The organism is Paenarthrobacter sp. NPDC057355 (genome assembly GCF_042667405.1).
Taxonomy (GTDB): domain Bacteria; phylum Actinomycetota; class Actinomycetes; order Actinomycetales; family Micrococcaceae; genus Arthrobacter.
In genome coordinates this window covers 117,213-137,704 of the sequence record NZ_JBHVAL010000002.1, presented here as the reverse complement: position 1 = coordinate 137,704, position 20,492 = coordinate 117,213, and the positions used below count along the sequence as shown (strand labels likewise).

Annotated in this window: 19 protein-coding genes, 1 other RNA gene and 1 riboswitch; of the genes, 6 read left to right on the top strand and 14 right to left on the bottom strand. The window is 62.9% G+C overall.

Annotated features, from left to right (window positions below):
- The first annotated feature begins 5 nt into the window (after positions 1 to 5).
- From smpB to ACFUOZ_RS04575, 3 genes are all read left to right on the top strand, one after another.
- Positions 6 to 476, top strand: a complete 471-nt coding sequence (smpB, locus tag ACFUOZ_RS04585; protein ID WP_262275400.1) for an SsrA-binding protein SmpB — start codon at positions 6 to 8, stop codon at positions 474 to 476.
- 105 nt (positions 477 to 581) lie between these two features.
- Positions 582 to 950, top strand: a transfer-messenger RNA (tmRNA) gene (gene ssrA, locus ACFUOZ_RS04580).
- Between the two features lie 188 nt (positions 951 to 1,138).
- Entirely contained in the window at positions 1,139 to 2,119 is a 981-nt protein-coding gene (locus tag ACFUOZ_RS04575) for a S1C family serine protease (RefSeq protein WP_377545206.1), read from the top strand.
- 7 nt (positions 2,120 to 2,126) lie between these two features.
- On the opposite strand, the gene ACFUOZ_RS04570 is transcribed toward ACFUOZ_RS04575, so the two are convergent.
- Positions 2,127 to 2,456, bottom strand: coding sequence for a hypothetical protein (locus ACFUOZ_RS04570; RefSeq protein ID WP_377545545.1), 330 nt, complete (start codon positions 2,454 to 2,456; stop codon positions 2,127 to 2,129).
- Between the two features lie 76 nt (positions 2,457 to 2,532).
- Between ACFUOZ_RS04570 and ACFUOZ_RS04565 the strand changes: the two genes are divergently transcribed.
- Entirely contained in the window at positions 2,533 to 3,987 is a 1,455-nt protein-coding gene (locus tag ACFUOZ_RS04565) for an MFS transporter (RefSeq protein ID WP_377545204.1), read from the top strand.
- Positions 3,988 to 4,005: 18 nt separating this feature from the next.
- Here ACFUOZ_RS04565 and ACFUOZ_RS04560 read toward each other — a convergent pair whose 3' ends face one another.
- From ACFUOZ_RS04560 to ACFUOZ_RS04530, 7 genes are all read right to left on the bottom strand, one after another.
- A complete protein-coding gene (locus ACFUOZ_RS04560; RefSeq protein ID WP_377545202.1) occupies positions 4,006 to 4,719 on the bottom strand; it encodes a metal-dependent transcriptional regulator in 714 nt (237 codons plus the stop codon).
- 9 nt (positions 4,720 to 4,728) lie between these two features.
- Positions 4,729 to 5,550 carry a class I SAM-dependent methyltransferase gene (locus ACFUOZ_RS04555; RefSeq protein WP_377545200.1) on the bottom strand — a complete coding sequence of 274 codons (822 nt, stop codon included), beginning with the start codon at positions 5,548 to 5,550 and terminating at the stop codon, positions 4,729 to 4,731.
- A gap of 101 nt (positions 5,551 to 5,651) precedes the next feature.
- Positions 5,652 to 7,055 carry an aminotransferase class V-fold PLP-dependent enzyme gene (locus ACFUOZ_RS04550; RefSeq protein ID WP_377545198.1) on the bottom strand — a complete coding sequence of 468 codons (1,404 nt, stop codon included), beginning with the start codon at positions 7,053 to 7,055 and terminating at the stop codon, positions 5,652 to 5,654.
- A 32-nt stretch (positions 7,056 to 7,087) separates the two neighbouring features.
- Positions 7,088 to 7,201, bottom strand: a riboswitch (SAM riboswitch).
- A gap of 170 nt (positions 7,202 to 7,371) precedes the next feature.
- The gene (gene hisN / locus ACFUOZ_RS04545; RefSeq protein ID WP_144659826.1) at positions 7,372 to 8,196 is read right to left on the bottom strand and encodes a histidinol-phosphatase; all 825 of its coding nucleotides are present in this window, start codon (positions 8,194 to 8,196) and stop codon (positions 7,372 to 7,374) included.
- 54 nt (positions 8,197 to 8,250) lie between these two features.
- On the bottom strand, positions 8,251 to 9,366 hold the full coding sequence (locus ACFUOZ_RS04540; RefSeq protein WP_377545196.1) for a ribosome small subunit-dependent GTPase A: 1,116 nt from the start codon (positions 9,364 to 9,366) through the stop codon (positions 8,251 to 8,253).
- Positions 9,367 to 9,368: 2 nt separating this feature from the next.
- Entirely contained in the window at positions 9,369 to 10,736 is a 1,368-nt protein-coding gene (gene aroA, locus ACFUOZ_RS04535) for a 3-phosphoshikimate 1-carboxyvinyltransferase (protein WP_377545194.1), read from the bottom strand.
- A 6-nt stretch (positions 10,737 to 10,742) separates the two neighbouring features.
- Positions 10,743 to 11,258, bottom strand: a complete 516-nt coding sequence (locus ACFUOZ_RS04530; RefSeq protein WP_377545192.1) for a DoxX family membrane protein — start codon at positions 11,256 to 11,258, stop codon at positions 10,743 to 10,745.
- Positions 11,259 to 11,438: 180 nt separating this feature from the next.
- On the opposite strand from ACFUOZ_RS04530, the gene ACFUOZ_RS04525 reads away from it, so the two are divergent.
- Both ACFUOZ_RS04525 and rsrA read left to right on the top strand, forming a co-directional pair.
- Positions 11,439 to 12,242 carry a sigma-70 family RNA polymerase sigma factor gene (locus ACFUOZ_RS04525; RefSeq protein WP_377545190.1) on the top strand — a complete coding sequence of 268 codons (804 nt, stop codon included), beginning with the start codon at positions 11,439 to 11,441 and terminating at the stop codon, positions 12,240 to 12,242.
- The gene (gene rsrA, locus ACFUOZ_RS04520; RefSeq protein ID WP_377545188.1) at positions 12,239 to 12,499 is read left to right on the top strand and encodes a mycothiol system anti-sigma-R factor; all 261 of its coding nucleotides are present in this window, start codon (positions 12,239 to 12,241) and stop codon (positions 12,497 to 12,499) included. Before ACFUOZ_RS04525 ends, rsrA begins: the two co-directional genes overlap by 4 nt.
- 113 nt (positions 12,500 to 12,612) lie before the next feature.
- Here rsrA and ACFUOZ_RS04515 read toward each other — a convergent pair whose 3' ends face one another.
- The 6 genes from ACFUOZ_RS04515 to ACFUOZ_RS04490 all read right to left on the bottom strand — a co-directional run bounded on the left by ACFUOZ_RS04515 (position 12,613) and on the right by ACFUOZ_RS04490 (position 20,107).
- The gene (locus ACFUOZ_RS04515) at positions 12,613 to 12,687 is read right to left on the bottom strand and encodes a 50S ribosomal protein bL37 (protein WP_369299106.1); all 75 of its coding nucleotides are present in this window, start codon (positions 12,685 to 12,687) and stop codon (positions 12,613 to 12,615) included.
- A 79-nt stretch (positions 12,688 to 12,766) separates the two neighbouring features.
- On the bottom strand, positions 12,767 to 13,381 hold the full coding sequence (locus ACFUOZ_RS04510) for a PadR family transcriptional regulator (RefSeq protein ID WP_377545186.1): 615 nt from the start codon (positions 13,379 to 13,381) through the stop codon (positions 12,767 to 12,769).
- Positions 13,381 to 14,229: a DUF4097 domain-containing protein gene (locus ACFUOZ_RS04505; protein ID WP_377545184.1), complete on the bottom strand. Its 849-nt coding sequence runs from the start codon at positions 14,227 to 14,229 to the stop codon at positions 13,381 to 13,383. Before ACFUOZ_RS04505 ends, ACFUOZ_RS04510 begins: the two co-directional genes overlap by 1 nt.
- A 79-nt stretch (positions 14,230 to 14,308) precedes the next feature.
- The gene (locus ACFUOZ_RS04500; protein WP_377545182.1) at positions 14,309 to 15,562 is read right to left on the bottom strand and encodes a serine hydrolase domain-containing protein; all 1,254 of its coding nucleotides are present in this window, start codon (positions 15,560 to 15,562) and stop codon (positions 14,309 to 14,311) included.
- Between the two features lie 2 nt (positions 15,563 to 15,564).
- Entirely contained in the window at positions 15,565 to 16,212 is a 648-nt protein-coding gene (locus ACFUOZ_RS04495) for a GDSL-type esterase/lipase family protein (RefSeq protein WP_144659834.1), read from the bottom strand.
- Positions 16,213 to 16,303: 91 nt separating this feature from the next.
- Positions 16,304 to 20,107: a multifunctional oxoglutarate decarboxylase/oxoglutarate dehydrogenase thiamine pyrophosphate-binding subunit/dihydrolipoyllysine-residue succinyltransferase subunit gene (locus ACFUOZ_RS04490; RefSeq protein WP_377545180.1), complete on the bottom strand. Its 3,804-nt coding sequence runs from the start codon at positions 20,105 to 20,107 to the stop codon at positions 16,304 to 16,306.
- Positions 20,108 to 20,492 lie beyond the last annotated feature (385 nt).

Sequence of the window (20,492 nt, the reverse complement as noted above, 5' to 3'; positions counted from 1 at the left end):
CTACCGTGCCCAAGGAAAGTGGCCGTAAGGTAGTGGCCACCAATCGGAAGGCCCGGCATGACTACCATGTCCTCGATACCTACGAGGCCGGCATCGCGTTGATGGGTACGGAGGTGAAATCCCTCCGTGAAGGCCATGCCTCCATGGTCGATGGCTTCTGCACCTTCTACAACGACGAGCTGTGGATGGAAGGTATCCACATTCCCGAATACAACCAGGGGAGCTGGACCAACCACGCCGCCCGCCGTCGTCGTAAGCTCCTGCTGCACCGCGAGGAACTGAACAAGATCTCGCACAAGATCCGTGAGTCGGGCTTTACTGTCGTGCCCCTCCAGCTGTACTTCCTGGACGGACGGGCCAAGGTGGAAATCGCCATCGCCCGAGGTAAGAAGGACTACGACAAGCGGCAGACGCTGCGCGAGCAGCAGGACAAGCGCGAATCCCTTCGCGAGCTGCGTGAGCGCAACCGACGCTAAAAAAGACGCACGGCGCCAACGGGAATGACAAGCCGCCTGAATGCGTTATGATTGGTAGTCCGACAGGGACCCACGTGGTTCCTGCCGGGTTTGGTAACAAAATACGGGGATGATCGGTTTCGACGATGTTAGTCGCGACAGGTGAAGCGGGCCGAGGATGCAGAATTATCTCGTAAACGCTGTCTGCAAACCAATAAGTGCCGAATCTAAGCGCACTGACTTCGCTCTCGCTGCCTAAGCAGTAAGACAGTCCGTCAGCCCGGGGTTGCTATCGCCCCGGTTCCTGGCGTCATTTAGATAGCCACTGCTGTTTGCCTTCGTCATTGAGGTAAACGGGACTTTTAGATGACTGGGCCCGGATCAGCCACCTGTTCGCAGGATGGCTGGGGCCGAGAAAATCCGACGCGAACTGCGCCCGGAGAAGCCCTGACAACACGACATCGGACGGGGGTTCAATTCCCCCCATCTCCACCCTTGGCAAAGCCCCTGGACCCTCGCGGTCCAGGGGCTTTGCCGTGCTCCGGGCCAAGTGCCGCGATCCAGGCGTTCACCCACGGCGTAGCGCGCACAGGACTACGGGCGCGGCCTCGACCGTTGAAGTGGATAGGCGCTTCGCCGGGTGTGACGGCAGGCAGCGCTGGTCAGGCAGCGGGAGGCACAGGATGAGCATCGAGCCGGATTTCGCGATGGAGGACCCGGACGAGGGGCAGGCCCTCGACGACTACTCACGGGTGGTGATCAGGGTGGCGGAGTCCGTAACGCCCCATGTTGCCGCCATCGAAATGATGAGTACGGGGCGCCGGGGCCAAGTCCGCGTCGGCAGCGGCTCCGCAGTGGTCTTCACCGCGGACGGTTACATGCTGACCAACGCCCACGTGGTTGCCGGTCTCCAATCCGGCAGGGCTGTCTTCGCCGATGGCAAGCAGACGGACGTTGAATTGGTGGGAGCGGATCCCTTGTCTGACCTTGCCGTAGTACGTGGGCTCAAGTCCACCCCTGCACCGGCCCTGCTGGGCGATGCCGATACCTTGCGCGTGGGCCAACTGGTGATTGCCGTGGGAAATCCACTGGGACTCGCCGGTTCCGTGACCGCCGGAGTGGTGAGCGGTTTGGGGCGGTCCATCCCCGTCCGGTCCGGTGAGCACCGTCGGGTCATCGAGGACGTCATACAAACCGATGCAGCCCTCAATCCCGGGAACTCAGGAGGTGCGTTGGCGGACACCAAGGGCCGGATCGTAGGGATCAACACCGCTGTTGCAGGCTTGGGACTCGGCCTGGCCGTGCCCATCAATGCAACAACCCAACGCATCATCGGCTCGCTCCTCAGGGATGGCCGCGTCCGCCGCGCTTATCTGGGACTGGTGAGCACTCCTATTCCGCTCGACGCCAGTGCTGTGGTGAGGACGGGCCAGAAAGAAGGTTTGCGGGTGGTCGAGGTCATTGCCGGCTCTCCTGCCGAGAAGTCCGGGTTGCTGCCCGGGGACCTGGTGCTTCGCGCGCAGGGCCGGGCAGTATCCAGTGCGGAAAGCCTTCAGAAATTGCTCTTTGAAGGAGCCATCGGCCAGCCCTTCCCCTTGACGGTACTTCGGGACGGCAAGACCGTCCAGCTGACCGCTTTCCCATCGGAAATGAGCCGGCAGTGAGGGCAGGTCAGGCTTTGCTCTCCGGCACATCCACGACGCCGACGAAGCGGCTGCCCACTCCGTCGTACTCACTTCGGACTTCACCAAGGAAGAGCTTGGGCAGCTCACTATTTCTGTGGGTTCCGCAGTAGACGAAGGAAAAGTCGGGCCACCATTTCTTGGGGCGGACAGCCTCGGTGTAGCCGCATACGGCACAGCTGAGGTGGACCCAGACCGGTCGCTTTCCTGTCCGGTTGGCTCGCGACTGCACCAGCCATGCCGGAGGATTGTCCTGCAACTGCCGAAGATCGGCCTCGGAGAGGCGGGACGGAATGCCGTGGCGTTGGGCCATTTCCATCGGAATATCAAGAGCCAAAGCGGCATCACGTCTGCTGATCACCATACAACGATACGGGACTTGGCGGGCGTAGGCTGTGCTCATGACTGACGCTCCTGCCCTGCCGCCGAGTACCCCCCTGCAAAAACGGGTTCTTGTCGTGGCAATCGTGGCGTCCTTCATCGCCATACTGGACGGTTTTGTGGTCAATCTCGCACTGCCGGCCATCGGCCGGGAACTGGGTGGCGGCCTGGTGATCCAGCAGTGGGTGGTGGACTCCTATCTTTTGACGCTGGGGGCGCTGATCCTGGTGGCGGGTTCCTTATCCGACCATTTTGGGAGGGCTCGGATCCTTGAGTGGGGCCTGGCAGGCTTTGCAGTGACCTCGATGCTCTGCGGTTTGGCGTGGACAGGAGAAATCCTGGTGGTTTCGCGGGCCCTGCAGGGGATTGCCGGTGCACTGCTGGTGCCAAGTTCATTGGCGATGATCATTACTTCGTTTTCCGGGCCTGCACAGTCGAAAGCCATCGGACAATGGTCGGGATGGACCAGCGCTGCGGCAATCGTTGCCCCCCTGATCGGCGGCGCTGCCGTGGACCTTCTTTCCTGGCGGGTCATATTCTTCATTAATGTGGTCCCCGCAGTGGCAATCTGGCCGGTCCTTGCGGGCCTTCGCGCCTCAGACGAAGCCCGGGACAAGACAAAGCGGATCGATTATCTTGGCGCTTTCCTGGCCATGGCCGGCCTCGGTGGACCGGTGTTCGCGTTCATCGAGCAGGGACGCCTGGGGTGGGGGAGCCCGCAGGTGTGGGTGCCCTTGGCGCTGTGGGTGCTGGCCATGATCCTGTTCCTGGTCCATGAGGGTCGAACAGCCGATCCCATGTTGCCGCTGGGGTTGTTCGCCATACGAAATTTCGCCTGGGGGAATCTGGCAACGCTGGCAATCTACGCCGGGATATCGCTTGGTTTCTTCGTGATGGGAATCTATCTGCAACAGGTGGGAGGACTGGGCGCCACGGTCGCGGGCATGGCCTTGCTGCCGGGAACTGTCATTCTGATGGTTGGGGCGTCGTACTTCGGCGGGCTTGCCGGTAAGTACGGTCCCCGCTGGTTCATGACTGCGGGTCCGCTGCTATGCGGTGTGGGTTTCCTGATGTCGCTGTCAGTGCAGGAGCCCCTCAACTACTGGACGCAGGTGCTGCCGGGCCAGATCGTCTTCGGCGTTGGACTTGCGACGCTGGTAGCGCCGCTGACGGCAGCAATCCTTGGGGCTGTCCCGCAGGCAGAAGCCGGAATCGGATCAGCCGTCAACAATGCCGTCGCCCGTATCGCAGGGTTGATCGCCATCGCTTTCGCGGGAGTGATTGTAGGGCCGGCCTTCAACAGGCAAGGACTCTACAACGCCTTGGTGGCCACGGCGGTTCTTTTCCTGGCCGGCGCCGTTGCGTCCGCCGTCGGGATCCGCAACCCGCCCGCACCAGCGCCAGCCGCCGCTGACCGTGAATCCGGCGCAGCGTCGGACGACGGCGGTCCCGCCGGGCAGCGCAGCTGACCATGGGTGCCGCCCGGGTCAGCGGGCCGGAAGCACGCAGCCTGGGTGGGAGCCTGCGCTCTGAACCCATAGAGCGGAGGCGACTTCATCGGCGAGATCAAATTCGCGGCCGTTTAGACCGCTTCCGATCCGGACCACCAACGCTCCACCGAAAGGCTTGCGGCCCATTACCTCAACGGGCGCGTCCAGCGGGATGTCCTCTGCGGCCAGGTACCTCAGGAGATCGGGGTTGTCGTCGCTGATACGGGTGATGCGGCCAGAGTGTCCCTGGTCGAGTTCGATCATGCGGTAAGCATGCGGCAGTTCCACGGTGCCGTCAGCAGAGGGGATGGGATCACCGTGCGGGTCGCGCGCAGGGTGGCCAAGCTTCGCAGCCATGCGTTCGATGAAAGTATCGGACACCGCGTGCTCCAACATCTCGGCCTCGTCATGGACTTCGTCCCAGCTGTAACCGAGTTCCTCCACCAAGTACGTTTCGATGAGGCGGTGCCTGCGGACCATGGAAAGGGCCAGGCGCATGCCTTCCGGGGTAAGGCGGATTGCGCTGTAGGGCTGATGGTCAACCAGGCCCTGGTCCTTGAGCTTGCGCACCATCTCGGACACTGACGAATTGGCGACGCCAAGGCGCAGGGCGAGCTGCGAGGACGTGATCGGCTTGTCCTGCCACTCCGTATAGGAGTAAATGACCTTGACGTAGTCCTCGATCGAGGAGGAGGGCGTACTGGTCTTCACAGTCCAAGCCTACCGTGGCGAGGCATCGTGGACTTTATATGCCCGCCAGGTCTGCGTCAGGTAGGGAAGCTGTACAGTGTCGCCCGGCGCATGGCCGAGGTGTTCGTAAAGGTACCACTGCAGGTTGCCCATGACTTTGGCGCGGGTGGCTTCGTTGGCGCGAAGGTAGTAACTGCGCGACTTGGTCAGCTCCATGATGTCCTCGGGCGTCAACGGATCCGCCCACTCAGTGAGGTGGCGCTCCAACCCTTGGAATTCCGGACCGATAATTGGCCGGAATCCCGGCTTGTGGACGTCTCCGGCGTGCATGATGCGGGAGAGCCGGTGGACCCACGGAACGGAAGTGTCCAGTTGGTTCCAGATCAAGCCCAGTACGCCGTGGGGCCTGAGGATTCGTGCAATTTCCGTGCTGGCTTTGAGCGGTTCACACCAGTGCCAGGCCTGGGCAACGCTGACGACGTCGAATGCTGAGTCCGCCAGCCCTGTTGCCTCGGCCGTTCCCTCCGATGCGTGAATATCGGGATATGACTTGCGCAGTTGCTCCAACATGTCGGTGGAAGGATCGACGGCGACGACCCTAAGTCCGCGTTCGGCCAAAAGGGCACTGAACTTCCCCGTACCTGCGCCGAGATCTGCGGCGGTTGCTGACCCCTCGGGTACGAGCCAGTCCACGGAGTCCAGCGGATAGCCGGGCCGCACACGGTCATAGTGCTCCCCGCCGTCCTGGAAGCTCTGGCCAAGCTCATGCCGACGCGAGGCATGGAGCTTGGGGCCACGGGGCCCGGCGGGACCGGGTATGCCGGGAGCGCCTTCCGGTGTGCGCAGGGACACGCAGAACTCCTTCACGGGGTAGCCAAAAGATACCCTACGAATTTACCCTCAGTCCGGGATTTGCGCTTGGTCAGCTGCGCCGTTGGTCGACGGTGCGCTCTTTAGTCGACAGTGCAGGGAGCTGCGCCTGCGGTTCCCGGGGTGTTTGGCGCCCACTCCGGGTAGCTGCGGTGGTCGTTGGCAGGTACCCAGCGGCCTTCGTCCACGACGTAGTCCCAGCCCAAACCGTTGCGCTTGAGTTCCTGGATGCCCGCAAGCAGCCTGGTGGCGTCCTCCAACCGGGAGCCGACGCCGAAGCTTGCCCGCAGGGAACCAGAGGGCAGCCCCAGGCGCTTGAGCAACGGGTGGGCACAGAAGCGGCCATCGCGGAGGCCCACTCCGTGCTCGGCGGCCAGATACGCGGCGACCAGCCCGGCGTCGAATCCTTCAACGGAGAAGTTGACCACACCGATGGTGTCCTCGGAGTCGCTGAAGATCCGGTGGACCGTTACGCCGTCGATGGCCTCGAGGCCCTCAACCAGGTAGCTGCGGATGCCGGCTTCGTGAGCGTGCCAGGCGTCCTCGTCCAAGGCCGCGAGGACTTGGGTAGCACGGGCGAGTGTCGCAGCTCCGAGGACGTTGGGGGAGCCACCTTCGTGCCGGGCCGGGCCCGTGGCCCAGCTCACCGAATCCAGGCGGGCTTCGCGGACAGCGCCGCCACCTGCCAGGTGCGGGATGCCGGCGTCGAGCCAATCCGGGCGGCCCACGACAACTCCTGCACCGAATGGCGCATAGAGCTTGTGTCCGGAGAAGACGATGTAGTCGACGTCCGCTTCTGCGATATTAACGCGGCGGTGCGGAGCGAGTTGGGCGGCATCCACGACGATCCTCGCACCGTACTGGTGCGCCAAGGACGCCAGCTGGGCGATGGGCAGGATCTCACCGGTGACATTCGAAGCGCCGGTTACCGCAAGCAGGCTGACGCCGCCCTGGGCCAGTTCGGCTTCGATTTTGGCTACGGTGCCGGCCAAGGTGGACTCTGCAACTACGCTGCGGTGCGGGACTCCCTGCCAAGGCAACAGGTTCGCGTGATGCTCAATGTCCAAGTACAGGACCTCCCCGGCGAACTGCCCGTCCTCCTGGGGAAGGCAGCCGGCCAACAGGTTCAGCGAGTCCGTGGTGTTCCGGGTGAAGATGACGGAGTCATCGGCACGTCCGCCAACGAACTCACGGACAATGTTCCGCGAATTTTCATACACGGAGGTGCTGATCTGCGAGGCGAATCCCGCCCCGCGGTGGACGCTGGCGTAGTAAGGCAGGACCTCGTTGAGGTAGGCGGAAACGATCGTCAATGCTGGAGCCGAGGCGCCATAGTCGAGGTTCGCATAGCGGACGTGGCCGCCCTGAATCAGAGGGGCCTGCAGTTCCGCGCCGGTAACGGCAGCGAGCGGACGGGCCGCGGCAGCAGTGGGGGAGTCTTCGATGAAGGAAGGAATGATGTTTGAGTTGAACGTGACAGTGCTCATGGGACCTCACTCAAGAGGGACCCCCTCAGGGGGATCCGCGCTTGCCGCATCCGTTCCGGACCGGCCGGGTCGTCACCCGGGGCACCCCACCGCGAATGGAGGGTTGCCGGCCAGCTAACCGGGGTTTAGCGCTGGCACTCGTGACCTGTAAAAAAGGCTAAGGCACGTCCGTGGAAGGGTCCAAAGCCGCGGACTTTTGTTAAGCCGTTTGTTACGTGAGTTGGAAAACGGGCCTTCCTGCGAATAAAAAGCGGCGGTTGCCCCAAAAAGGGGGCAACCGCCGTCGAAAATTCGATGAACCTTAAGGTGCCACGACTTAGGCAGGAGGCTGTAGGAGATCGTCCAAACCAGGGTTGAGGCGCTTCAGGACCTCCGAGTGGAGGATGGAGTTTGTGGCCAGGGCGTTGCCGCCGAAGGGGCCGTCTTCACCTTCCAGGGAGGTAAAGCGTCCACCGGCTTCGGTCACGATGGGAACGAGAGCGGCCATGTCGTAGAGGTTCAGCTCAGGTTCGCAGGCGATGTCCACCGCGCCCTCGGCCACCATGCAATAGGACCAGAAGTCGCCGTAGGCGCGCGTGCGCCAGAGATCCTCGGTGAGCCCCAGGAACTCGTCCAGGTTGCCCCGCTCTTTCCAGCCGGACAGGCTGGAGTAGGACATGGACGCGTCGGCAAGGCGGGAGACGTTGGAGACCTTCAAGCGGGTTGCCGATGCCAGGGACCGGCCCATGTAAGCACCCATGTCCTTGGCCGCCCACCAACGTTTGCCCAGGGCAGGAGCGCTGACCACGCCTACAACTGGTTCACCTTCATCAACGAGTGCGATCAGCGTCGCCCACACAGGAACGCCCCGGACAAAATTCTTTGTGCCGTCGATGGGATCGATGATCCAACGTCGTGAGCCGTGCCCGCTGCTTCCGAACTCTTCCCCCAGGACCGCATCACGGGGACGCGAGCGCGACAATTGACCGCGAATGGCTTCCTCAGCGGCCTTGTCTGCATCGGTGACCGGTGTGAGGTCGGGCTTGGTTTCGATCTGCAGGTCCAGGGCCTTGAAGCGATCCATGGTTTGGGCGTCGACGGAATCGGCGAGGACATGGGCAAGGCGCAGGTCGTCGTTGTAGGTGGAAGCGGGTTGGGTCATGCCACCAAACTATCCTGAAACGTGGGCGGCGGTGGGGACGTTAAGGCCTTACCGTCAGTTAACAGTGCCCAGCTCTTTGGCTTCCTTGGCTTCCAGGCGGGGGTCCGCGCCCAGAAGGCGTCGAAGGGACGCCAAACGCGCTACACCGGATGGTCCGGCATGACCGTCGTTGACCCAAGCATCCAATCCGCAGTTCACGGCGGTTGCGTCGTGCTTGCAGCCGCGGTCGCAGGTCTCGGTGCCAGGCTCAAGATCCGGGAAGGAGTGGAGTATCCGGTCAGGATCCACGTGGGCCAGGCCGAAGGAACGGATGCCCGGGGTGTCGATGATCCAACTGCCGGACGGTGCATCGTCCAACTTGAGGGCCAGGGCTGAAGAGGACGTGTGACGGCCCCGGCCGGTGACTGCGTTCACGCCGCCGGTGGCACGTTCAGCTCCGGTCAGGGCGTTGACCATCGTGGACTTTCCGACGCCGGAGTGGCCCAGCATGACCGTCACTTTCCCGCCCAGGTAGGAGCGGAGTTGGGACACTGCTTCCCGGTCCAAGCGGGCTGACAGGCCGTCATCGGAACGGGCATCGATGCCGCTTGCTTCAGAATCGGCGGTGCGGCTGATGATCACGGGGAAATCGAGGCTGAGGTAGTTCGCCAGCAACGCCGTGGGATCCTTGACGTCGGCCTTTGTGATCAGCAGCAAGGGCTCAATGCCGGCGTCGTACGCTGCAACCAACGCGCGGTCGATGAAACCGGTGCGCGGCTCGGGATTGGCCGCTGCAACCACCACCACCAGTTGGTCGGCGTTGGCTACCACTACGCGTTCGATCGGATCTGTATCGTCCGCGCTGCGCCGAAGCAGCGTCCTGCGTTCCTCCACCCGGACCAGGCGTGCCAGGGTGTCGGGTGACCCGGAGACGTCGCCAACCAGTGCCACGAAGTCGCCTGGCACTACGGGGTTCCGCCGAAGCTCACGGGCGCGGGCTGCGATGACGACGCGCTCGTTGGGAGTGTCCTCATCCACGATCGCCCGGTAGCGTCCGCGGTCAACGGTGATGATGCGCCCGATGACAGCGTCGTCGTGGCTGGGGCGATCCTTTGTCCTTGGCCTGGTGCCCTTTTTGTTCGGCCGGATCCGGACGTCGGATTCATCCCATGAACGTGCGTCGCGTCCCATGGTCAGTTGCTGTGCCCGTCCGCAGTGGCGGATTCGAGCATCCGCGTCCACATTTCGGGGAACTCGGGCATGGTTTTGGACGTGGTGGCAATGTCCTCCACCTCAACGCCTTCGACGGCGAGTCCCAGGATGGCGCCGGCGGTTGCCATCCGGTGGTCCGCGTAGCTGTGCACCACCCCGCCATGAAGGGCCGCAGGGCGGATTACCAAGCCATCGGCAGTCTCCTCGGCGTCTCCGCCAAGCCGGTTGATCTCGGTGACCAGCGCTGCGAGTCGGTCGGTTTCGTGGCCGCGCAGGTGGGCAATGCCGGTCAACCGCGAGGGGCTTTCGGCCAAGGCGCACAAAGCGGCGACCGTGGGTGCAAGTTCGCTGGTTTCGTCGAAGTCGGCGCCATGGATGGATGCTCCGCCGGTCACGGTCAAGGTTCCCTCATGCAGGCTCACCGTGGCCCCCATGGCTGCCAGGATGGTGCGCCACATATCGCCCACCTGCGTGGTGCCTGTTGGCCAGTTCGGGATTCGGACTGTGCCGCGGGTAGCCAGTGCGGCAGCCAGGAACGGCCCGGCATTGGACAGGTCCTGCTCGATGCGCTCGTCGAAGGCCCTGATGGTGCCGGGAGCGACGCGCCAGTGGTTGGGTACCGAGTCATCCACCGTCACGCCAACACTCCGGAGAACCTCGACGGTCATGGCGATGTGGTCGAGGCTGGGAACGGGTTTGCCCACGTGCTCCAGGTGAAGGCCCTCAGTAAAGCGCGCGCCCACCAACAGCAGGGCCGAGACAAACTGGGAAGAAGCGCTGGCATCGATGACGAGGTGCCCGCCACGCACCTCGCCGGTGCCTTCCACAGTGAAGGGAAGGGCCGACGGCGTCCTGCCGCCTTCCGCTGCAACCGGCACTCCCAAAGCAATCAGTGCCTCGATGATGGTCCCCATCGGACGGTTGCGCGCATGGGGGTCGCCGTCGAAGATCGTGGCACCGCTGCGCAAAGCAGCCAGCGGGGGCACGAACCTCATGACAGTGCCGGCCAAACCGCAGTCGATGGCAGTTTCCGTGCTGGAGGCCGTGGGATCAAGGGGAATGATTTCGAGGTCGGGTCCGTAATCGCCGTCACCGGGGACCTCTGTTACCGTTGCGCCCAATTGGCGCAGGGCCTGGATCATCAGCGCAGAATCACGCGAATGCAGGGGAGCCCGCAGGCGCGAGGGCCCATCCGCCAAAGCTGCCAACACGAGGAACCGGTTGGTCAGCGACTTTGAACCGGGGACAGTCACTGTGGCATCGACTGGCCCTTTGGCATAAGGGGCCGGCCACAGCGGAAGGTCGGCGGCTTTGCCTGTTTCGGTATTGGCGGCGGTGGTTCCTGTCATGCTTCCTTATGCTCCAACTGCGTTGTCTACGGCCTTGCGAACTGCTTTGTCTGCCTTCTTGATCTGCTTGCCGGTCACCTTGCGGGCATCGGCTGCCAGGTGCTCTGCGCGCCAGGCAATGCTTGGCCGCCCTTCAGTGTCCACCGATGCCAGGAGCACACCGCCGGTCAGCGAGATGTTCTTCAGGAGCTGGGCTTTCCGTGCGCTACGGGCTTCTTTGGTGCTGATGTCCGCTGAACGCCACTCGACGTAGGAGTTCAGGGCCGAGGTCAACGCAAGAACCGTGGCCGAAAAACGCGACAGTTTGCCCAGCCCGAGCAGGACCCCTGCCCCAAGCTGCGCACCGCCGAGAACACGGGCGAGGGTCTTCTCGTCGGTTCGGAAGGGAAGTGATTCCGAGGCACGTCGAAGGACCGGAGAGAGCTGCTTCGCGGTGTCATCGGCGTTCTTGAGCTTGTCCAGACCTGCAACGACAAAGCTGGACGCGAGCATGGGCCGCGCGAGAAAACGGATAAAAGACATGGTGTGCCTCCTGGGTGGCTTGCCACACTGTTCGATGATTGTTGTGTTCACGGGGTGCAGTCGGGTTCTAGTCTTGCACCTTTGCGGAATATTTACCCAGCAGCGACCGTTGTGAGTTTCAGGTGCGGTGAAGACCGGACTGCGGCACGGCGTTGCCGCTCGCTGAACGGAGTTGGTTTTTTGACTTTGGTGAAGGACCGCATGGTTCTACCGGAGGCCGGGTATGGAGTGCAGCCGGATTCTCCCAAGCTGACAGTAGACTTGGCAACGATGAGCACCATTGAACCGGCCGCAGCGGCCATGTACGAAGCAGCCGAAGCGACCGATGGCGACAACGGTCCGGAACAGGCCGCCGTCGATATCGCAGCGGAGAGCCCTGAGCAGCGGCGCGAGCGTTTTGAGCGCGACGCCATGCAGTATGTGGACCAGCTGTACTCGGCTGCCATGCGGATGGCGCGGAACCCATCGGACGCTGAGGACCTGGTCCAGGAGGCCTACACCAAGGCATTCTCGGCTTTCCATCAGTACAAGCCAGGAACCAACCTCAAGGCGTGGCTGTACCGGATCCTGACCAACACCTACATCAACCTCTATCGGAAGCGGCAACGTGAACCGCTGCAGTCCAATTCGGACACGATCGAGGATTGGCAGCTGGCCAAGGCCGAGTCGCACACCTCGGCGGGCCTGCGCTCGGCGGAAGCTGAGGCGCTTGACCATCTGCCGGATTCCGACGTCAAGAATGCGTTGCAGGCAATTCCTGAGGAGTTCAGGCTGGCTGTTTATTTCGCAGACGTTGAGGGATATGCCTACAAGCAAATCTCGGAGATTATGAACACCCCGATCGGCACTGTCATGTCGCGATTGCACCGCGGCAGGAAGATGCTCCGGGACATGCTGGCGGACTACGCCGCCGAACGGGGCTTCAAGGCCCACACCGAAGATCAGGCCGCGGCCGGAAGCAACAATCAGGAGAAAGAGAAATGAGCGACTGCCAGGGATTGGGCGATTGCGACGATACGCGAATGCAGCGGATCTATGAGTACCTCGATGGTGCCTTGACCCGTGAGGACCTCACGGAGATCAAGCAGCACCTGGACACGTGTGATGAGTGTGCTGAGCAGTACGACCTGGAGTGCCTCATCCGCACCATGGTCAAGCGCTCGTGCACGGAATCCGCGCCCGAGAACCTCAAGAACTCCATCCTGGACAGGATCCATTCCATCAAGCCTGTAGATGCCTGATCCAGGGACTGGTTCGCAGCACCCCTGCTGATGAGTGCTTAACGCCAAGGGCCCCGGAAACCGCATGGTTTCCGGGGCCCCCGCTCTTTAAGCCTTGACGCTAAGCCGCTGGCTTAGGTGTTGGGACGCTTGCCGTGGTTCGCGCCGCCGCGCTTACGGTCACGACGCTTACGTGCACGCTTGCTCATAGCTGGCCTCCTTCAATGATTGATACTCAATAGAGCTGCCCTCCAGTTTCGCACATCAGGGTGCCGCGCCGCGAACCGGTCAGCTGTTCAGTGAATTCCGGATGGAGATACGTGCCTGGTCCAGCACCGCCCGCACGGTCTCCAATGCCACCGGGGTCAGGGGCCGGGTTGCTCCGTGCTGTCTCAGTTCCACCCGGATATCGTCCCGGAAGGCCTGCACCATCAATTCTGCTTCCTTCAGGATCCGCTGGCCTTCGGGCGTGTGGCCCGATGTATGGCTCCTGAACGTGGCGGAGGAAGCGCTGCTGCGGGCTGCTTCCGCGGTCGCGGCCAGATCGGCTCGAAGACCACGCATATTGCTGCGTATGTCGGCCCGCAAGTTGTCCGCCAGTCGCCTGACGGAGGCGGAGATGGTGTCTTCCACGTCAGCAAGTTCCTCCCTGCGGCTGTCCAGTTCAGCGCGCCCGGCTGCAGTGATGGAGTACTTGGTGCGGCGGCCTTCGGTCTCAGTGGCGACGAGTCCTTCCTCCTCCAGCTTTCCCAGGCGGGGATAGATGGTTCCGGCGCTGGGGGAGTAGGTCCCGCCGAAGCGGTCACCGAGGGCCTTGATCAGCTCATAGCCATGCTTTGGGCCGGACTCCAGCAGCGCCAGCAGATACAGCCGCAGGGCACCATGGGCGAACACCGGAGGCATCACAGACCTGCTTCCCCTGGCGGGTGCGGGCGGTTGCCCGCCGCAGGCGCGGAGCCGTGGATGATGTACGTCTTGCCGGACACCGTATTCGTGCGGACAAGCATGAGCCGCTCGTCCGGTCCCACGATGGTGTGCACATTACTTCCGGGTTGGGCGTACAACTGGTCGTCGATCACCACAGCTCCGCTTGCCGACTTGGCCACGATATCCAGCCCCACATCGTGGGGGAGCCTGATGGTCAAGTCGCCAGAGACTGAGTTGGCTCCAAGGTCGTTCGTGTAGTCCTGGAGATCGAAGCTGAGGTCGCCGCTGACCGTACTGGCGCGGACGTTGGTGAAGGTTCCCGACGCCGTGACCTCACCGGAGACGCTCTTGGCGGTCAGGACGCCGTCGTGGTTCCTGGCGATAACCTCACCACTGACCGTATTCACGTGCAGTTCGCCGGTGGTGCCGTCCGCCATGACCGAACCGGACACGGTGTTTAGGCGGGTGCGGCCACCGATGCCGGAGACCATGCCGTCGCCGCTCACCGTTCCGGCTTCGACGTCGACGCCAGGTGGCAGCGCAATCCCGACCACCACCGAGTTGGTGCTGGTGTTGTTGACCGTTCCCATCAGGTTGCGGAACCACCCCTGGGGGCCCTGCAGCTGGTGGCGCACTTCCAGGCGTCCGTCCACCAGCGTCACCGTGAGGGGGTCGCCCGTGATTTCACTGATTTCGATGCGCACAAAAGGTTCCTCGTGCGTAACGATGTCGAAGCGACCTTTGACGATGCCCAGCTTCAGGGAGCGGACGTTGTCTACTTCGATGGTTTGCGGGCCCGTCACGGTCCATAGTTCCTCTGACATGATCCCTCCAAGTTGCGATATATCGCGTTGATAAAATCACGATATATCGCGTCTTGTGGGAAGGCAAGGGCTTCCAGCGTCAGGAAGCGCGGTACAGCTTGCCGATCAGGGCGCGGGCGATCACCACAGCGGGATCGCGCCCGTCGGCTGCCGGCGCCAGGTTGGTCCAAACAATCAGCGTGACGCCGTTGGTGGGGTCGCTGCCCATGAAGGTGTTGAACCCCGGCAGCTCGCCCGTGTGGCCGTACAGCTTCCCGAACTTCGCTATTCCCAAGCCGTAGGAGGCGCCGTTGGGGTCCTCAGGTTTGGTGGGGAAGAAGGTCTCGAGGCGCTTTTTCTGCAGCTCCGCATTGAGGAGCTTCCCGTTGACCATCGCTTCGCCCAAGGTTTTCAAATCAGCGGCGGTGGAAATTCCCGAGCCGGCGGCCCATGCCCAGGATGGGTTCACGTCAGTGACGTCGTTGGGCGCCAGTGTGCCCGTGGACGCTTCCTTCTGCATGTCCTCAGGGAGGGCGGGATTGGTCATCGTCAGTACGTTGTCGCCGTAAAAGTAGCCCTTCGGGTGCGGTTCCGGAATGCTGTTGGACGAGCTGTCCGGGAAGAGCGTGCCCTTCAAGCCAAGGGGCCCGAAAATGCGTTCCTTGAACAACTGTCCCAGGGGCTTGCCTTCGACCTTCTCGGCAACCAGGCCCAGAAGCACTGTATTCGTGTTCGAGTAGTGGAACCCTTGCCCGGGTGCGAAATACGGCGGATGGGCAAAGGCCAAAGCGAGGAGTTCCTCGGGCTTCCACTGCCTCTGCGGCTGATTGTCCAAGGCCGTGTTGAGCTCAAGGGTTTCGGTGTAGTTGAAGAGGCCGCTTCGCATGGTCATCATCTGCTCAAGGGTGATGGCGTCACCGTTGGGGACATCAGGACGAAACCTGGACACGGGGTCGGTCAGGGCCAGCTTGCCCTCCTGGACCAATTGGAGGACCACAGTGGTGGTCCAGGTCTTGGTGACGGAACCGACGCGGATGTGGTCCTCCGCCGACACCGGACGATCGGAGCCGCGCACCCCTGTCCCGAAGGACGAGGAGAGGTTCCCATCCGGCGTCTGCAAGAGGACCACGGCGCCGGGCACCATGACTTCCTTGGCGGCACGTTCGAACTCGGTGCGTAACGTGCCGGCGTCGAACGGCTGCATGGCAGCGTTTGCCGAGGCAGAGGCGGTGCCGCTGGAAGACCCTGCCGACGGGGTTGGGGGAGGGGAACTGCAGGAAACTGTGGCGAGGAGGACGGCAGCGAAGGTGGCTGCCAACGATGCTCTTACAGGAAGCTGCGCGTTCCGCGTCATGGCTACTCCGGTTGGGCGATATTAAGCCACTGGAACCAGCCCCGGTGCAGTACCAGCCACGCAATCAATCCGTAGCCTGCCTGGCCCGGTGTTCCCCCATTGGCTGCGAGGTCCGTCCTCCACTGCTCATGATTGAGCAACGGGGAGAAGGTGTCAACGTAGTGATGGTTCCTTCTTGTAGTCACGTCCGCGAAGGCCGTATTGAGTTCAGCGAGCCGCTTGTTGCGAGCGGGGTCAAGAGTGGGCGGCGGACCCACGACGAAGACCTCGACGCTGCTGTGGGAAGCACCGTCAAGGATGTTCGCCAGGTTCAACCGGCTCCGGGCCGTGGAAAGTCCAAACTCGAGGTCGCGTCCGGACAGGCCAATCACCAAGCGGTTTTCGTGGGTGTCGCTGAAGCGCCGGCCGGCCTCGTCCTGCCAACGGGCGGCCAGGCCCTCGGTACCTTCCATGGGACAGGGGAGCGCAAAGCTTTCCACCACGACGGAGTCCTGGGGTGTGCGGGCAAGGACTCTTCCGAGCCAGCCCAGGGCGCGGGGATCCCCCAGGCCCGCAAGCAGTTCATCTCCAACAGCTGCGATGCGCAGCTTCCTGTCTTCCACGGTTACCTCTTCACACTCGTTGCGGTCCTTGCACAATGTCCGGATCATCAGCCGGTTTCAGGACCGGGGTTCAGTCCCATTAAACAGAACAGCCCGGCCTGAGGTGTGTTTATCGCTCCTCAGGCCGGGCTGTTTCGTTTTACTTACGCTCGAATGCCTGCTTGATCAGGGCATCCTGTTCTGCGGCGTGGCGCTTCATGGAACCGGCGGCCGTGGAGGCCGACGCCGGACGCGACACCAGACGCAGCTTGCGGTCGAGTTCCGGTGCCAGGTTCAGGCCCATGAACGGCCACGGCCCCTGGTTGGCGGGTTCGTCCTGTGCCCAGATGACCTCGGCGTTGGGGTACTTGGCGAGCTCTGCCTCAATCTCAGCCTTCGGCAGCGGGTAGAGCTGCTCCACGCGGATGATGGCGGTGGAGGTATCGCCGGACTTCTGACGGTTGGACAGGAGGTCGTAGTACAAACGGCCCGAGACCAGGATGACCTTATCCACATTTGCCGGCTGGACTTCCGGATCCCCGATGACCGGCTTGAAGCCGCCCGTGGTGAAATCCTCGACGGCGGACGCGGCACCCTTGAGGCGCAGCAGCTGCTTGGGCGTGAAGATGATCAGCGGCTTGCGCGGACGGCTGTACGCCTGGCGGCGCAGCAGGTGGAAGTGCGAAGCAGCAGTCGTCGGGTTGGCGACGATCATGTTGTCTTCGGCACACAGCTGCAGGAATCGCTCGATGCGGGCAGAGGAGTGGTCCGGTCCCTGGCCTTCGTAGCCGTGAGGCAGCATCAGGACCAGCGAGGAGCGCTGGCCCCACTTCTGTTCGGCCGAAGAGATGAACTCATCGATGATCGTCTGGGCGCCGTTGACGAAGTCGCCGAACTGGGCTTCCCAGAGAACCAGGGCGTCGGGACGCTCCACCGAGTATCCGTATTCGAAGCCCATGGCCGCGTATTCGGAGAGCAAGGAGTCGTAGATCCACAGCTTGGCCTGGTTATCGGAGAGGTTGCCCAGGGGCAGCCACTCGTTGCCATTGGCGCGGTCGTGGAAGACAGCGTGGCGCTGGACGAAGGTGCCGCGGCGGGAGTCCTGGCCAGCAAGGCGCACGGGAACGCCTTCCATGATCAGGGAACCAAAGGCCGCGATCTCGCCGAAGCCCCAGTCGATGCCGCCTTCGCGGGACATCTGCTCGCGCTTTTCCAGAAGCTGCTTGAGCTTGGAGTGGACGGTGAAGCCTTCCGGAATCTCCAGGTGTGCCTTGCCGATGCGGGCAAGGGTCTCGGCGGAGATAGCGGTTGAAGCGGGCGAGTTGGTACCGAAGTCAGCCTGCTGGGCAATCGGGCGCTCGATGTCCGAAACTGCTGCGGAGTCTGCGGTGATGATCGGAATCGGAGAGGTCTGCGCGGCGTGGGTCTCGGCGAAGACCCGCTCCAGGCGTTCCTGGTAGTCGCGCAGCAGCTGCTCGGCTTCCTCTTCGGTGATGTCGCCACGGCCGATGAGGGACTCGGTGTACAGCTTGCGGACCGAGCGTTTCGCCTCGATGAGGTTGTACATCAGCGGCTGGGTCATCGAGGGGTCGTCGCCCTCGTTGTGGCCACGACGGCGGTAGCACACCATGTCGATGACGACGTCCTTGTGGAAGCGCTGGCGGAACTCGTAGGCGAGCTGCGCGATACGCACCACGGCCTCGGGGTCGTCGCCGTTTACGTGAAAGACCGGTGCCTGGATCATCTTGGCAACGTCCGTGGAGTACGTGGACGAACGCGAGGACGAAGGTGCGGTGGTGAAGCCAACTTGGTTGTTCACGATCACGTGGATCGTGCCACCGGTACGGTAGCCGCGCAGTTGGGAGAGGTTCAGCGTTTCCGCCACCACGCCCTGGCCGGCGAAGGCTGCGTCACCGTGGACCATGATCGGAAGCACGGGGAAGGATTCGCCCTGGTCGAGGCGGTCCTGCTTGGCGCGGACGATGCCTTCAAGGACGGAGTCCACAGCTTCGAGGTGGGACGGGTTCGCGGCCAGGTACACCTTGGTCTGCTTGCCGTTGTCCGAGGTGAAGGTTCCCTCGGTGCCAAGGTGGTACTTGACGTCGCCCGAGCCCTGGACGGAGCGCGGGTCCTGGGTGCCTTCGAATTCGCGGAACACCTGGGCGTAGGTCTTGCCCGCGATGTTGGTCAGCACGTTGAGGCGGCCACGGTGGGCCATGCCGATCGCGACTTCATCCAGTCCGTCGTCGGCGGCATCGGAGATGATGGCATCCAGCAGCGGGATCAGCGATTCGCCGCCTTCGAGCGAGAAGCGCTTCTGGCCCACGAACTTGGTCTGCAGGAAGGTCTCGAAAGCTTCGGCTGCGTTCAGCTTGGAGACGATGCGCAGCTGCTCTTCACGGCTGGGCTTGGAGTAGGGGTGCTCCAGCTGGTCTTGGAACCACTTGCGCTCGGCCGGCTCCTGGATGTGCATGTACTCGATGCCCGTGGTGCGGCAGTAGGCATCGCGCAGGACACCGAGGATGTCACGGAACTTCAGCATCGGCTTGCCGCCGAAACCGCCGGTGGGCCACTCGCGGTCCAAGTCCCAGAGCGTGAGGCCGTAGGTCAGGACATCGAGGTCCGGGTGCTTGCGCTGGACGTACTCAAGGGGATCGGTGTCCGCCATGAGGTGGCCACGCACACGGTAGGAGTGGATCAGTTGCTGGATGCGGGCAACCTTGTTGATCTCGTCAGCCGGATCCACCTGAAGGTCCGGGCTCCAGCGAACGGGCTCGTACGGAATGCGGAGGGCTTCGAAGATTTCATCGTAGAAGTTCTGCGCACCGAGCAGCAGCTGGTGGACGAGCTTCAGGAACTCGCCGCTGCCTGCCCCCTGGATCACGCGGTGGTCGTAGGTGGAGGTCAGCGTGAGGATCTTGCTGATGGCGTTCTGGGCGATGATCTTCTCGCTCGCACCCTGGAACTCTGCCGGGTAGTCAAGGGCCCCGACGCCGATGATGGCGGCCTGGCCCTTGGACAGGCGCGGAACCGAGTGGACGGTGCCGATGCCGCCGGGGTTGGTCAGCGAAACGGTGGTCCCTGCGTGGTCGTCAGCCGTGAGCTTGCCGTTGCGGGCGCGCTTGATGAGGTCTTCGTACGTGTGCCAGAACTCCGCGAAGTCCATGGTTTCGGCCTTCTTGATGTTCGGAACCATCAGGAGGCGGGTGCCATCTGGCTTGGGCATGTCGATGGCGATGCCGAAGTTGACGTGTGCGGGCTGCACGGCGCTGGGCTTGCCGTCAATCTCGTCGTAGTAGACGTTCATCGACGGGAACTGGGACAGCGCGCGGACCACGGCGTAGCCGATGAGGTGGGTAAACGAAACCTTGCCACCGCGGGCACGGGCAAGGTTCGAGTTGATGACAACACGGTTGTCGATGAGCAACTTGGCGGGTACGGCCCGGACGCTGGTAGCGGTGGGAACTTCCAGGCTGGTCACCATGTTGGTGGCGATGGCCTTGGCCGGACCGCGGAGGACGGAAACGACATCCTCTTCCGGTGCCGTGGGGGCCTTGTTGCTCTTGGGCAGCTGGGCAGGGATCGGCTGCGCAGTGCTGCCGGCGGCGGGCTTCTTTGCACCGTCCCGGGCAACCGTTGCAGGTTCTTTCTTCGCCGGAGCGGGAGCTTCCGGAGCCGCAGGGGCGGCGGCCGGTGCCGCTGCGGGGGCTGCCGGCGCCGGTGCCGGAGCCGCTGCAGCCGGAGCTACGACGGGAAGTACTTGGGTAGGGGGATTGGCAGCTGCTGGAGCTGCAGAGGTTCCGTTGGAAGAAGTGCCGTCAGCGGAAGCAAAGGATTCGAAGAGGGGCCACCACTTGGTGTCCACCGAGTTCTTGTCCTGCTGGTACCGCTCGTACAGTTCGTCAACGAGCCACTCGTTTCCGCCAAATTCCTCTGGTAGACGGTGGCTGGGCTGCTCTGGCACTTGAAATACGCCTCTTCCATGAGTGTTGTTTTCCCGCTGGCCAAAGTTGCTTTTCCGCAACGATGGGACAGGGTCCGGGTCCCGCGAACTCAGACCCCTGACAGTCTAGTTAGGATCGTTGGTTAACTGCCAATAGTGGTGACCTAAATCATGTTGCTGTCGACTCAGTGCGTTGAACCAGCTTTTCGTGGTGCGAATTAAATCCTTACATGGGGAGGCCGGAGCAGGCGGACTGTAGACTGAAGTCCTTATGGACAGTAAATCTAGGTGCCGGCCTGGGAACTGTCGGGGGAGCCAAACTGGCAACTCCGCACAGCGTGCCCGTCGAGCCGGCAATACCCGTTCACATGCCCATCATGCGCCGGCGTTCACTGCCGGTGGTGCC

Coding starts and splice junctions, on each gene's coding strand:
- hisN (WP_144659826.1), bottom strand. CDS start 8,196: ATGACCCAACCCGCTTCCACCTACAACGACGACCTGCGCCTTGCCCAT.
- ACFUOZ_RS04530 (WP_377545192.1), bottom strand. CDS start 11,258: ATGTCTTTTATCCGTTTTCTCGCGCGGCCCATGCTCGCGTCCAGCTTT.
- ACFUOZ_RS04495 (WP_144659834.1), bottom strand. CDS start 16,212: ATGATCCGGACATTGTGCAAGGACCGCAACGAGTGTGAAGAGGTAACC.
- ACFUOZ_RS04510 (WP_377545186.1), bottom strand. CDS start 13,381: ATGCCTCCGGTGTTCGCCCATGGTGCCCTGCGGCTGTATCTGCTGGCG.
- ACFUOZ_RS04550 (WP_377545198.1), bottom strand. CDS start 7,055: ATGAGCACTGTCACGTTCAACTCAAACATCATTCCTTCCTTCATCGAA.
- ACFUOZ_RS04540 (WP_377545196.1), bottom strand. CDS start 9,366: ATGGGACGCGACGCACGTTCATGGGATGAATCCGACGTCCGGATCCGG.
- ACFUOZ_RS04505 (WP_377545184.1), bottom strand. CDS start 14,229: ATGTCAGAGGAACTATGGACCGTGACGGGCCCGCAAACCATCGAAGTA.
- ACFUOZ_RS04570 (WP_377545545.1), bottom strand. CDS start 2,456: ATGGAAATGGCCCAACGCCACGGCATTCCGTCCCGCCTCTCCGAGGCC.
- ACFUOZ_RS04575 (WP_377545206.1), top strand. CDS start 1,139: ATGAGCATCGAGCCGGATTTCGCGATGGAGGACCCGGACGAGGGGCAG.
- ACFUOZ_RS04500 (WP_377545182.1), bottom strand. CDS start 15,562: ATGACGCGGAACGCGCAGCTTCCTGTAAGAGCATCGTTGGCAGCCACC.
- rsrA (WP_377545188.1), top strand. CDS start 12,239: ATGAGCGACTGCCAGGGATTGGGCGATTGCGACGATACGCGAATGCAG.
- aroA (WP_377545194.1), bottom strand. CDS start 10,736: ATGACAGGAACCACCGCCGCCAATACCGAAACAGGCAAAGCCGCCGAC.